This window comes from Micromonospora sp. NPDC002296 (assembly GCF_040296145.1).
GTDB lineage: Bacteria > Actinomycetota > Actinomycetes > Mycobacteriales > Micromonosporaceae > Micromonospora.
This window is the reverse complement of the sequence record NZ_JBEOWQ010000017.1, coordinates 123,351-135,659: the sequence shown is the minus strand read 5'-3', so window position 1 is coordinate 135,659 and position 12,309 is coordinate 123,351. Positions and strand designations below refer to the sequence as shown.

The window sequence follows — 12,309 nt, the reverse complement described above, 5'->3', positions numbered from 1 at the left end:
GTCCTATCTCGCGCGGGGGGCGTCGACCCGGAGAGCCCGTCCCTCGACGGCGGGCGGCCCTCCGCGCTGCCGACGCGGAGGGCCGCCTCACCGGGGGGACCGGTGCCACGGGAGATGCCCGAGGTGGGAGCAAGATTAGCCGCTTTAGGCGCTATTCGGGAGTTCTGTCCAGTTGGTGCGATTTTTTGTCCCGGGCGGTGGTCGGCCCGGCCCGCCGGGCGAGCGGCAGAGTCACCAGCAGCAGCAGGCTCAGCAGCACGTACGTGTTGCGGACCAGGAACTCCCCGGGCGAGTCCGTGCGCACCGGAGCCACCCCCCAGTCGTGGAACGACACCACCCCGTAGACGATCACCGCGCCGGTGAACACGGCCAGCCCGGTCAACCACCGGCGCCGCCGTGCCCCGCCGGGGGTGGCCGGGTTCGTGCCCAGCGCCGCGTCGGCCAGCACCACCACCGCCGGGACGAACCAGTAGATGTGGTGGGTCCAGGTGATCGGGCTGACCAGCGCGCCCACCAGCCCGGTCAGGGTCAGGCCCGCGAGCACGTCCCCGGCCGAGGCGGCGCGGGCGGCCCGCCACAGCCCGTACCCGGCGACGAGCAGGGCCAGCGCGAGCCACAGCGCCCGGTTCGGCTCGGCCGGCGCGGTGAACCGGCTGAGCAGCCCGAACAGCGACTGGTTCCCGGTGTAGTCGGTGCGCCCGACCCGGTTGGTCGCCCACAGCTCCTGGGTCCAGAACCGCCACGAGTCCGCCGGGGCCACGGCCGCCACGAGCAGGGTGGCCCCGGCGGCCGTCATCGACGCCACGGCCGCCTCCCGCCAGCGGCGGGTCGCCAGCAGGTAGACGATGAAGATGCCGGGGTAGAGCTTCAGTGCGGTGGCCAACCCGACGCCGACCCCCGCCCAGCGCCGCCCCTGCGGCACCCCGAAGAGCAGGTCGGCCAGGATCAGCACGACCAGCAGCATGTTGATCTGGCCGAACGTGATCGTCTCCCGGGTGCTCTCGACCGCGAAGACGAGCAGCACCGCGACGGTGAGGGTGAACGTCCGGGGCAGGCCGTGCCGGGCGACGACCGGGGCGAGCAGCCAGCGGGTGGTCACCACCACGGCGAGCGCGGTCAGGATCGTGAAGACCGCGATCGTGAGGCCCAGCGGCAGCAGCGCGAACGGGCGCAGCAGCAGCGCGCTCAGCGGGGGGTAGGTGAAGTACAGCTCGCCCTGGACCCGGTCCGGCTGCGCGTAGTCGTAGAGCGGGTGGCCGGCGGCCCACCAGTCCATCGCCCGCATGTAGATCTTCAGGTCGAAGAAGTTGTGCACCAGCCCGGGCAGGTACAACGCCGGGAGGACGGCAGCCAGGGCCAGCACCGTGACCAGCCGGCGGACCCTGCGACCGCCCGGCTCGTCGGCGGTGACGGAGGGTGGCGCGATCGGTTCAGCTGGCACGGGGAAACCCTAGCGGTCCATCCGGCCGACAGTGCCGAGGCGCGAGGGCGTGGGCTGCGCGTAGGCTGTGGCCGTGGCTGACCTCCTCGTCTGGATCGACTGTGAGATGACCGGATTGGACCTCGGCAGGGACGCCCTGATCGAGGTCGCCGCGCTCGTCACCGACCCCGACCTCAACGTGCTCGGTGACGGTGTCGACGTGGTGATCCACGCCGACGAGGCGGCGCTGGAGGGAATGCCGGAGATCGTCCGGACCATGCACGGCAAGTCCGGCCTCACCGAGGAGGTCCGGCGTTCGGCCGTGACCCTGGCCGAGGCCGAGGACCTGGTGCTCGACTACGTCACGAGCCACGTCAAGGACCCGCGCACCGCGCCGCTGTGCGGCAACTCCATCGCCACCGACCGGGGCTTCATCGCTCGGGACATGCCGCGCCTGGACGCGCACCTGCACTACCGGATGATCGACGTCTCCTCCATCAAGGAGCTGTGCCGGCGCTGGTACCCGCGGGTGTACTTCGGGCAGCCGAAGAAGGGGCTGGCCCACCGGGCGCTGGCCGACATCCGGGAGAGCATCCGCGAGCTGGAGTACTACCGGCGTACCCTCTTCGTCCCGCTGCCCGGCCCCGATGTGGACAGCGCCAGGGCCATCGCCGCCGAACTCTGAGAGCTCCGGCCCCCGTCCGCGCGGGTTCAGCGGGCGGTGAGGCCGCGCCGGGTGGAGACGCCGGCCGGCAGCCGGTTCAGCTCCGCCCAGGACAGCGCCGGCTCCGTGCGGCTCGCGTTGCGCACCTCGCGGTACGCAGGCTGCGCGGGGAACCGCGCTCTCCCGGCTTCCCGCCAGCGGCGCTCGGCGTCCTGCTGGTACCGGTCATAAGGCAGATTCGGCATGACCATACCGTCCCAAAGAAAGTTGTACATGTATGGAAATGGTTATGACGTTCGATCGATGCGTCCGGTTCCCGCCGTCGGCAACCGGACGGCGAACCGACAGTCATCGGTGATCTTCTGTACGTCTACCCGTCCGTCGGTCGCCTCAACCGGCCTGCGCGCGATCTTCAGACCCGGCCGCACCGGAGCGGGGGCGGGTGGGGGGTGGCTGGCGTACCGTGATCATGTTGGCCTCGGGGTGGGGCGCGTTCCGGCGGTGCGGAGGAGGTGACCGGTGCTCGACCGGCGGCTGTACCTGCACCTGGCGGCCTGGCTCGGGCAGTGGCCGGCCGGACCCGGGCTGAACGTGGTCGGCTCGCACCGGCGTGCCCTGCCCGCCTGGGACGGCCGGCTCCGCCCGGCGATCGCGGTCGGCGACGGCCGCGGCACGGTGCTCTCGGTGGCGCCCCGGCACGTCCCGGCGGTCCGGGCGCTGGCCGGTCAGTCGGAGCGGCGGCTGATCACCGGCCTGCCGGCCGCCGTGGACCATCCCGGGTGGGTGTGCCACGAGGACGTTTTCCGGTGGACCCTGACCCCGGCCCCGCTGCCGGACGTGGGGGAGTGGGTCGCGCCGACCGAGCCGGGGCTGCCGCGGTGGCTGCGGCTGTTCGACCGCGAGGTGCTGGTGGTGCGGGGCGCCGACGGACGGTACCTGGCCGGCGCGGCGATCAAGCGGCACGACGCCCACGGGCACGAGCTGGCCGTCGGCACCGTGCCGGAGGCCAGGGGTCGCGGGCTGGCGCGTCGACTCGTCGCCCGGGCCGCCCGCCGGGTGCTCGACGGGGGTGCGGTGCCGACGTACCGGCACGACCCCGCCAACGTCGCGTCGGCGCGGGTCGCCGAGGCGGCCGGCTTCGCGGACCAGGGCTGGCGGTCGTACGGGGTGTACCCGCCGTGACTCCGGGCCCCGGCGGCCCGTAGCTGCCCGCCCGCCGGCCGGTGCAGCAGGCGGGGCGCGGACCGTGGATCCCGGGCCGGATCCACGGTCCGCAGCCTTTCCCCAGGCCCTCCTGCCGGCCGCCGTCCCGCCCATGACGCTACGTATTGATATTGGGTCGGGCAAGGGGTGATCGGCGGGTTGCCGGTGTCGTTTAGTGGACTTGACCTGGGGTGCAGTGGGTCGGCCGACTTCCGGGGCTAGTGACGCAGAGTGCGGATCGGGGTTGGCGTCCGGCGGATGGAGCCGGAGCGGCTCCGGCAGCTCGGGGTCAACCGGCCAGGCCGAGCGCCTCCGCCGCCGCCCGCCCGTTCGCGTGGCTCGCCCCGTACGTGGTCACGTAGGCGCGGGCGCCCGTCGGCCGCCACCGACTCGGCCAGCCCATCTCCACCACGGTCACCGGATGCGCGGCGGCCAGCGCGTCGACCAGGTCGGGGCCGCCGGGGAGCCGGTGCAGGTGCCGGCCCACCAGCACGATGGGCCGGGCCCCGGCGAGCCCGCGCAGGGACGCCACGTCGGTCTCGGCGGCCACCACCCGCACCTCCTCCAGCCCAACCAGGTGCGGGCCGAGCCCCCACGGCACCCGCCCCTCGGCGATCGTGGACGCGGTGTGCAACTGGACCACCAGCGGCCGGCCCAGCGCCGTGACGTCACCCTCGACGCGGACGGCACGCCGTGCGACGGCGTACCCGAGGTCGGTCGGGGCGGGGGGCGGCGTGCCGGCGGGCCGGGTCCAGGCGGCGAGCGCCGCGGTGCGGCCGGCGGCCTCCTCCACCCGGGCCCGGTCCAGCCGACCGTCGCCGAGCGCGTCGACGATCTCGGCGGCCACCTGCTCGACCAGCTCGGCGTCGACCTTGAACCCGATGCAGAGCAGGTCCGCCCCGGCGGCGAGCGCGCGGACCGCGGCCGGGCCGACGCCCCCGGCGGCGAGCACCGCGCCCTGCATCTCCAGCGCGTCGGTGATTACCGTGCCGGTAAAGCCGTACTCGCGGCGCAGCAGGTCGACCAGGACCGCCCGGCTGAAGGTGGCCGGGTCGTCCCCGGTCAGCGCGGGGACCCGGATGTGCGCCGTCATGATCGACCGCACCCCGGCGGCGACCACGGCGGCGAACGGCGGCAGGTCCCGCTCGCGGAGGACGGCCGGCGACACGTCCACGGTCGGCAACTCGTGGTGGGAGTCGGCGACCGTGGCGCCGTGGCCGGGGAAGTGCTTCGCGCAGGCGGCCACGCCGTTCGACTGGAGGCCGGCGACGGCGGCGGCCGAGTGGACGGCCACCCGGGCCGGGTCGGCGCCGAACGAGCGGGTGCCGATCACCGGATTCTCGTCGGCGGTGTTCACGTCCACGGTCGGCGCGAGGTCGACGGTGATCCCGCAGGCGGCCAGCTCGGCCCCGATCGCCGCGTACACCCGCTCGGTCACCGCCGGATCGTCGACCGCGCCGAGCGCGGCGTTGCCCGGGTACGGGCTGCCGGTGGCGCGGGCGAGCCGGGTGACGTCGCCGCCCTCCTCGTCGATGGCGACCAGCACGTCGGGCCGGGCCGCGCGCAGCGCCGCCGTGCTCGCCGCGAGCTGGGCGAAGTCGTGCACGTTCGTGCCGAACAGGGTGTGCCCGGCCAAGCCCTCGCCCACGAGGCGGACGGCCCAGTCCGGCGGTACGGGCCCCGGGTACGCGGCGAGTAGGGTGCCCAGCGCGAGCCGGCGCAGTCCTGGATCGGTCCCCACAGTCTGTCCCCTTCCGGTGCCCGAGGGCACGAACGTCGTACCGGATTCGCCGGCGGGACCACGGTCGCTGCCGGGTCGTCCGACCACCCGGTCTCGGGCGGCCGTTACGCTACGGACACCCGTCTGCAGGTCGGTAGTGGTGAGTAAAGCTTACGAATAGCTAGAGGACATGGCATGAGTGCGACCCGGCTGCCCGGCACCCCCCGCCTGTTACGAGCGCTCAACGACCGCGCGACGTTGGAGCTGTTACTCGAGCGCGGGCCGCTGACCCGGGCCCGGATCGGCGAGCTGACCGGCCTGTCCAAAGTCACCGCCAGCCAGCTGGTCGAGCGGCTGGAGGAACGCGGCCTGGTCGCCCGGGTCGGTGAGCAGGCCGGCGGGCGGGGCCCGAACGCCCAGCTCTACGCCGTCCGGCCCGGTAGCGCGTACGTGGTCGGGGTGGAGGTCGGCGCGGACCGGGTGGTCGCGGCCTGCGCCGACATCACGGGCGCGGTGACCGGTCGGGTGGAGCTGTCCACCCGGGACACCGACGACCCGGTCGGCGTGGTGCACAACGCCGTCGTCCAGGCCGCGAGCAGCGCCGGGGCCGAGCTGTCCGGCGTGCGTCGGGTGGTGCTGGGCACGCCCGGCCTGGTCGACCCGGGCTCCGGCGACATCACCTTCGCGTTCAACCTGCCGCGCTGGCACCGTGGCCTGCTCGCCGCGTTGCGCGAGGACCTGGACACCCCGGTGGTCTTCGAGAACGACGTCAACCTGGCCGCCGTCGCCGAGGCGCAGTCGGGCGCGGCCCGGGAGTTGGCCGACTTCGTGCTGGTCTGGTTGGGCGCGGGCGTCGGTCTGGCGATCATGCTCGGCGGACGGCTGCACCACGGCAGCAGCGGCGCGGCCGGTGAGATCGGCTACCTGCCGGTGCCCGGGGCGCCGATCCCGCGCGACGTGTCCCGCCGGGCCAAGCCGGCCTTCCAGCAGCTCGCCGGCAGCGACGCGGTGCTGGCGGTGGCCCGGGAGCACGGCATCGTGGCCGACCACGCCGCCGAGGCGGTACGCGCGGCGGTCGAGGCCGGCGCCGCACCGGTGCTCGACGAGTTGGCCCGCCGGCTCGCCCTGGGCGTGGCGAGCACCTGCGTGGTGCTCGACCCACCGCTGGTGGTGCTCGCCGGCGAGGTCGGGCGGGCCGGCGGCACGGCGCTGGCCGGGCGGGTGCAGCGCGAGGTGGCGGCGATCACCCTGGTCCGCCCCCGGGTGGTGCCGAGCGGACTGACCGAGGAGCCGGTCCTGCACGGCGCGCTGCGCACCGCCCTCGACGCCGTGCGGGACGAGGTGTTCGGCAGCACCGTGGGCTGACCAGGCGTCCGTCACGTAGGAATTCTTCACCATCGCCCGGGACGCTGCAACAAGTTGTCACTCCCCGGGTGCGCGGGTCAGATCAAATCGCGGCGGCGGAACGCGGCGAACGCGGCCACCGTCAGCCCGCCGGTCAGCGCCAGCAGCACCGCCAGCCCGAGCCCCCAGCCCAGCTGGTAGGTGCCGTCGCAGTAGCCGGACACGCCCCGGCACACGGTGGCGTCGGAGAGCCGGGCCTCCCCGGTCAGCCAGGCGTCGAGGTAGGTGGAGAGCATCCAGTCCTCGCCCCGCGGTATGCCCACCACCTCCACCACCACCCGCAGGCCGAGCTCCCACACCACCGCGTACGCCATGACCGCGCCGAGCGCCGCCGCCGTCCGCCGGCCGAGGGTGGCGACGGCGAAGCCGGCCGTCGCGGCGAACAGCACCAGCACCACCCCGCGGGCCCAGGTCAGCCACAGCCACGGCCAGAAGTCCCCGTCGGTCGCCCCGGGCATCCCGGCGGTCTGCCCGATCAGCCAGAACGCGCCCCCGTACGCCGTCGACGCCAGCACCGACACCGCCGTCAGCGCGCCGAGCAGCGTGCCCAGCTTCGCGCCGAGCACGGTGAGCCGCCGGGGCCGCCAGATCAGCAGGTTGACCACCCCGCCGGTGGACAGGTCCGCCCCGATGTACGAGGCTCCGACCAGGAACCCGAACAGCACCAGGAAGAGGATCAGGAGGTACAGCAGCGGGCGGGCCTGGTTGGCGAAGTTGAACACCCCCTGGAGGTGGTCGGCAGCCACCGGAAGCCGCTCCCGCTGGGCAGGGTCGAACGCCGAGCAGTCGTCCGGGAAGCTCTCCGCCTCCTCCGGCGGCAGGTTTCCCCGCGCGGCAGCCAGGCACCGCTGGTACGTGGCCTCCAGGGACTGCCGTTCCTCGGCCGCCGCCTGCTGGGCCTCGGCGACCTCGATCGACGACGGCCGGTGCGAGCCGACCAGGGTGGTCACCGCGGTCACCCCGAACGCCAGCACCAGCAGCACCAGCATGAGCTGGACGAAGCGGCGCGCGGCCAGCCGTTCCAGCTCGGCCCGTACCAGTTTCACGCCCTCGCCTCCCTGTCGCCGCCTGCGGTCACGTCGAGGTCGATGAGCCGGCCCTCGCCGGGATCGACGGGTGCCGGCTCGTAGGCCGGCCCGGGCAGCTCGGGACGCTCCGCCCCGTCGTCGTCGGTCAGCTCCAGGAAGACGCTCTCCAGGTCGGGCCGCAGCGGCACCAGCTCACGGACCCAGAGCCCCTGCTCGCCCAGCAGCCGGCTGATCTCGCCGGCGTCCGGCACCCCGCCGACGACGAGGTGTTCGGCGCGCTCCTCCACCGGCAGCCCCTCCCGGCGCAGCAGCTCCGCAGCCCGCCCCTGCTCGGGCACCCCGACCCGCCACTCGTGCTGGTCGTGGCCGTCCAGCACGCCCTCCACCGGCCCGGCGGCCACCCGCCGCCCCCGGGAGATGATCGTCACGTGGTCGCAGATCAGCTGGATCTCGCCGAGGATGTGGCTGGACAGCAGCACGGTCACCCCGGCGGCGGCCAGCTCCCGCATCAGGTCCCGCATCTCCCGGATGCCCGCCGGGTCCAGCCCGTTCGCCGGCTCGTCCAGGATCAGCAGCTCCGGCTCCTTGAGCAGGGCCGAGGCCACCGCCAGGCGCTGCCGCATGCCCAGTGAGTAGCCCTTGACCTCGTCGTCGCCCCGGCCGCGCAGCCCCACCTGGTCCAGCACCTCGTCCACCCGCCGGGTCGGCACCCCGCCGGCCAGGGCGAGCAGCCGTAGCGTGCGGTGCCCGGTGAAGTTGCCGAAGAACTGCGGAGTCTCCACGATCGCGCCGACCCGCCCGGCCACCGCGGCCGACCGGCGCGGCACGTCCTCGCCGAGCAGCCGCATCCGGCCCGCGTCGGCACGGACCAGCCCGAGCAGGGCGCGCAGCGTGGTGGTCTTGCCCGAGCCGTTCGGTCCCAGGAAGCCGTGGATCTCGCCCCGTCCCACCAACAGGTCGAAGCCGTCGACGGCGACCTGGCGGCTGCGGTACGGGCCGTGGAAGGTCTTGCGTAGCCCCTCGATCTCGATTGCGGCGCTCACCCGAGACGCTCCCTGCGGCAGTCTGGCATCCGGTTCCTCCCCCGTGCGGTGACCAACGCCACGGCGCCCCACCCTATGGCGTGGCCACCGCCCGTGGGGGGGCGCTGCGGCGGTGCGTGGTTGGATGGACGGGTGACTGGTGACCTGATCCCCGGCGTCGTCGGCGCCGCCCCCGCCACCGCCCCCGTGGACGCGGATCTGGTGGTCAGCCTGGACGGTGTGGGCGTACGCCGGTCCGGCACCGCGCTGCTGCACGACGTGGACTGGCGGGTCGAGCTGGACGAGCGCTGGGTCGTGCTGGGCCCCAACGGGGCCGGCAAGACGACGCTGCTGAGCCTGGCCGCCGGCCGGCTGCATCCGACCACGGGCACGGCGCACGTGCTCGGCGAGCGGATCGGCCGGACCGACGTCAACGAGCTGCGGATGCGGATCGGCCTGTCCACCGCCGCCCTCGCCGAGCGGGTGCCCGCCGAGGAGCGGGTGGTCGACGTGGTGGTCACCGCAGCCTGGTCGGTGGTGGGGCGCTGGCGGGAGAGCTACGACCGCACCGACGAGGCCCGGGCCCACGCCCTGCTCGGCCAGTTCGGCATCGGCCACCTCGCCGACCGGGCGTACGGCACCCTGTCCGAAGGGGAGCGCAAGCGGGTGCAGATCGCCCGGGCGCTGATGACCGATCCCGAGCTGCTGCTGCTCGACGAGCCCGCCGCCGGCCTCGACCTGGGCGGGCGCGAGGACCTGGTGGCGCGGCTGGCCGAGCTGGCGTACGACCCGGACGCTCCGGCCCTGGTCCTGGTCACCCACCACGTCGAGGAGATCCCGCCGGGCTTCACCCACGCCCTGCTGCTGCGCGAGGGCGGCGTGATGGCCCAGGGGCTGCTCGCCGACACCCTGACCGCCGACAATCTCTCCAAGACCTTCGGCCTGCCCCTGACGGTCGACCGCGTCGGCGACCGCTGGACGGCCCGCGCCGCCTGAGCCGCAAGGAGTGTCGAGCGTGCAGCAGACCCGGGTGGTCGTGGTGGGCAGCGCCAACATGGACCTGGTCGCCACCGCGCCGGCCCTGCCGCGTACCGGTGAGACGGTGCTCGGCAGCGCCTTCGTCATGGTCCCCGGCGGCAAGGGCGCGAACCAGGCCGTCGCCGCCGTGCGGGCCGGCGCGTCCTGCGCGTTCCTCGGCGCGATCGGCTCCGACGCGTTCGGGGTCACCCTCAAGGCCCGGATCACCGCGGCCGGCGTCGACACCGGACAGCTCCGGGTGGTGTACGGGGCGTCCGGCGTCGCCCTGGTCATGGTCGGCGCCGACGGCGAGAACGCGATCATGGTCACCCCGGGGGCGAACGCCGCGTTCACCGCTCTCACCGAGGGCGAGCTGGCCGCCGTGCGCGCGGCGGACGTGCTGGTCGCCCAGTTGGAGATCCCGGTCGCGACGGTGACCGAGGCGGCGCTTGCCGCCCGCGCCGCCGGCACCCGGGTGATCCTCAACGCGGCACCGGCCCAGCGGGTGCCGGACGAGTTGCTCGCCGCCGTCGACCTGCTGGTGGTCAACGAGAACGAGGCGTTGGCGCTCACCGGTCGCGGCCGGGACGACCCGGGAGCGCTGCTGGCGCTCGCGCCCCGGGCGGTGCTGACTTTGGGCGGGGACGGGGCCTGGTACGTCGAGCGGGACGCCGAGCCCGCGTACGTCCCAGCCGTGCGGGTCGACGTGGTCGACTCGACGGCAGCCGGGGACGCCTTCACGGCGGCCCTCGCCGTGGCCTGGGGCGAGGGGCGGGACCTGCTTGCCGCCGTGCGGTGGGCGGCGGCGGCCGGCGCGGCCTGCGTACGCCGGCTCGGCGCGTCCGTGGCCCTGCCCCGCCGGGCCGAGATCGACCAGCTCCACGCCCCGTCGGCCTGACGGGTCAGCCGGCTCCGCGTCGGTCAGCCCGGTTCGTCGGTCAGCTTCTCGCCCCGGCGGCGCAGCATGCCCAGGCCGGGGATCCCGGCGACGGCGAGCTTCAGGTCCCGGGTGACGTCGAGCAGGTCGTGCAGGTCCGGCCCGACCCGGTCCAGGGTGGCCAGGATCGGCAGGATGTCGGCGGTGAGGTGCTCCTTGAGCTTGGGCAGCTCGTCGACCAGCCGGATGGCCGCCGTCACCTCCTCGTGGCTGAGTTCCCCGACGAACCGGGTCGCCATCGGCGCGGCCCGCCGCAGCGCCGGCTCGTACGCGGCGAGCAGCTCGCCGGCGGTGTCGGCCGCCCCGGCGGCGGCGTCCACCGTGCCGGCGGCCCGTCCGGCGACCCCCTCGGCCGCGGCGACCACCACGGCCGCCGCGGTGGCGACCTCGGTGGCGGTGTCGATCGCGGCGGTCGCGGAGGCGCTGATCACGGCCACCTCCCGGACGGCGGACTCGGCGTCGTCGAGCACCCGGTCCGTTCGGTCCAGCGTCCCCTCGATCCGGTCCACCACCCCGTTGATCCGGGACAGCAGCGCCTCCACCCCGTCCAGCACCGCGAACGCCCGGACCGGGACGGCGGCGAACGAGGCGGCCGAGCCGAGGGCCTGATCGAAGGCGGACCGGGTGAGGCCGAGGACAGCGGTCGGCCGGGGAAGGGGAATCGCCATGTCTCCCAGTGTGCGCCGGGACATCCAGCACCGCCCGCCGGCGAGGCGCTCGCCCTGCCCCGGCAGCCGGGCGCCAGCCGATCGGTCATCCCCGGTCCACCTGCTGCTCGACGGCCCGCTGCACGGCGCGGTAGATCTGCCCGAACCGTAGCGCGTCCGGGGTGCGCAGCAGCATCACCTCCTGGCCGTGGTGCTGCACCCACAACTCGTTCACCCGGTTCCCCCGCTCGTACGAGCGGTCCAGCCAGCCGAGCGGCACCTCCAGGAACGGGACCAGGGCCAGCGCGCCCACGGCGCAGGCGGCCAGGATGATCAGGGCCAGCGTCCAGTTGCCCCGGTCCTGCGCCGACCACGCGAGCGACACCACGCAGACCAGCGCCACCAGCGGAGGCAGCGACAGCAGCAGCACCAGCACGCCCCGGCCGACCACCCGCCCCCGTACGGCGAGCGTGGTCCGCCCCCGCGCGTGCCAGACGTACGTGATGCCGGCGATCGGGATGGAGTGGCCGCCCGCCCGGATCGACTCGGAGGTGACCTGCACCGTGTCGTCCCGGTAATAGAGGGTCATCACTAAGCTTAACCGGCCGGCGCGCTCCTTCGCCCCCCGGCGTCGATGTCTCTGGCGGCGGACGGCCGTCAGCCGGCCCGGCGTTTCGTGGCGCCGCCCGGAGGGCCGGTCGCCCCCTTTGCCGTGCCGGTCGCCCTCTGCGTCGCGCGCGCCGGGGTCTGCCCGGCTTCCACCGCGCGCTGCACGGCCCGGTAGATCTGCCCGAAGCGCAGCGCGTCGCGGGTGCTCAGCAGCCGCACCGGGTGGCCGCGCCACCGGACCCACAGTTCCAGCTGCCGGCTGCCTCGGGCGTACGAGCGGTCCAGGTGCTCGAAGAGGAAGTCGGCGACCGGCCCGACGGCGAGCCCGACCAGCACCGAGGCCCCCACGATGGCGATCGTGACGGTCAGCGAGCGGTGCAGCCACAGCGCCAGCGCCACGCCCAGCGCGGCGGCGACCAGCGGCCCGGCGAGCGCGGCGCCGATGGCGCCCCGGCCGACGAGCACCCGCCAGGACCGGCTGCCGCGCAGGTGCCAGACCATGCTGATCTCGGCCAGCGGGTACGCCTGGCCGTCCACGTGGATGGCGGCGGAGGTGACCTGCACCGACCTGTCGTCGTAGTACCTGACCATGGCGGACTCCGGGACGCGGGGCGGACACCAGACTACTTGCCCCAACG

General features: G+C 74.6%; 13 protein-coding genes. 5 read left to right on the top strand and 8 right to left on the bottom strand.

Going from position 1 to position 12,309, the window contains the following annotated elements; translation table 11 throughout:
* Nucleotides 1-151: 151 nt before the first annotated feature.
* Nucleotides 152-1,441, bottom strand: a complete 1,290-nt coding sequence (locus ABT023_RS16090; RefSeq protein WP_350886002.1) for a glycosyltransferase family 87 protein — start codon at nucleotides 1,439-1,441, stop codon at nucleotides 152-154.
* Nucleotides 1,442-1,508: 67 nt separating this feature from the next.
* On the opposite strand from ABT023_RS16090, the gene orn reads away from it, so the two are divergent.
* On the top strand, nucleotides 1,509-2,105 hold the full coding sequence (gene orn / locus ABT023_RS16085) for an oligoribonuclease (RefSeq protein WP_350886000.1): 597 nt from the start codon (nucleotides 1,509-1,511) through the stop codon (nucleotides 2,103-2,105).
* A gap of 26 nt (nucleotides 2,106-2,131) precedes the next feature.
* On the opposite strand, the gene ABT023_RS16080 is transcribed toward orn, so the two are convergent.
* Nucleotides 2,132-2,329 (bottom strand): DNA repair protein, encoded by a 198-nt coding sequence (locus ABT023_RS16080; RefSeq protein ID WP_350885998.1) that lies wholly within the window; start codon nucleotides 2,327-2,329, stop codon nucleotides 2,132-2,134.
* Between the two features lie 274 nt (nucleotides 2,330-2,603).
* On the opposite strand from ABT023_RS16080, the gene ABT023_RS16075 reads away from it, so the two are divergent.
* On the top strand, nucleotides 2,604-3,266 hold the full coding sequence (locus ABT023_RS16075; RefSeq protein ID WP_350885996.1) for a GNAT family N-acetyltransferase: 663 nt from the start codon (nucleotides 2,604-2,606) through the stop codon (nucleotides 3,264-3,266).
* Between the two features lie 310 nt (nucleotides 3,267-3,576).
* Here the strand turns inward: ABT023_RS16075 and ABT023_RS16070 are convergent, their stop codons facing one another.
* Entirely contained in the window at nucleotides 3,577-5,028 is a 1,452-nt protein-coding gene (locus ABT023_RS16070; protein ID WP_350885994.1) for a glycoside hydrolase family 3 protein, read from the bottom strand.
* 174 nt (nucleotides 5,029-5,202) lie between these two features.
* On the opposite strand from ABT023_RS16070, the gene ABT023_RS16065 reads away from it, so the two are divergent.
* The gene (locus tag ABT023_RS16065) at nucleotides 5,203-6,372 is read left to right on the top strand and encodes an ROK family transcriptional regulator (protein WP_350885992.1); all 1,170 of its coding nucleotides are present in this window, start codon (nucleotides 5,203-5,205) and stop codon (nucleotides 6,370-6,372) included.
* 77 nt (nucleotides 6,373-6,449) lie between these two features.
* Here the strand turns inward: ABT023_RS16065 and ABT023_RS16060 are convergent, their stop codons facing one another.
* The gene (locus ABT023_RS16060) at nucleotides 6,450-7,457 is read right to left on the bottom strand and encodes an ABC transporter permease subunit (RefSeq protein WP_350885990.1); all 1,008 of its coding nucleotides are present in this window, start codon (nucleotides 7,455-7,457) and stop codon (nucleotides 6,450-6,452) included.
* Nucleotides 7,454-8,482: an ABC transporter ATP-binding protein gene (locus ABT023_RS16055; RefSeq protein WP_350885988.1), complete on the bottom strand. Its 1,029-nt coding sequence runs from the start codon at nucleotides 8,480-8,482 to the stop codon at nucleotides 7,454-7,456. The genes ABT023_RS16060 and ABT023_RS16055 overlap by 4 nt, the downstream gene beginning before the upstream one ends.
* A 75-nt stretch (nucleotides 8,483-8,557) precedes the next feature.
* Between ABT023_RS16055 and ABT023_RS16050 the strand changes: the two genes are divergently transcribed.
* Both ABT023_RS16050 and ABT023_RS16045 read left to right on the top strand, forming a co-directional pair.
* Complete coding sequence (locus ABT023_RS16050) at nucleotides 8,558-9,457, top strand: ABC transporter ATP-binding protein (protein WP_350885986.1); 900 nt, start codon at nucleotides 8,558-8,560, stop codon at nucleotides 9,455-9,457.
* 19 nt (nucleotides 9,458-9,476) lie between these two features.
* Nucleotides 9,477-10,376, top strand: a complete 900-nt coding sequence (locus ABT023_RS16045; protein WP_350885984.1) for a ribokinase — start codon at nucleotides 9,477-9,479, stop codon at nucleotides 10,374-10,376.
* A gap of 23 nt (nucleotides 10,377-10,399) precedes the next feature.
* On the opposite strand, the gene ABT023_RS16040 is transcribed toward ABT023_RS16045, so the two are convergent.
* From ABT023_RS16040 to ABT023_RS16030, 3 genes are all read right to left on the bottom strand, one after another.
* Nucleotides 10,400-11,083, bottom strand: coding sequence for a hypothetical protein (locus tag ABT023_RS16040; RefSeq protein ID WP_350885982.1), 684 nt, complete (start codon nucleotides 11,081-11,083; stop codon nucleotides 10,400-10,402).
* Nucleotides 11,084-11,168: 85 nt separating this feature from the next.
* The gene (locus tag ABT023_RS16035) at nucleotides 11,169-11,651 is read right to left on the bottom strand and encodes a DUF6232 family protein (protein ID WP_350885980.1); all 483 of its coding nucleotides are present in this window, start codon (nucleotides 11,649-11,651) and stop codon (nucleotides 11,169-11,171) included.
* A 68-nt stretch (nucleotides 11,652-11,719) separates the two neighbouring features.
* A complete protein-coding gene (locus ABT023_RS16030; RefSeq protein ID WP_350885978.1) occupies nucleotides 11,720-12,262 on the bottom strand; it encodes a DUF6232 family protein in 543 nt (180 codons plus the stop codon).
* Nucleotides 12,263-12,309 lie beyond the last annotated feature (47 nt).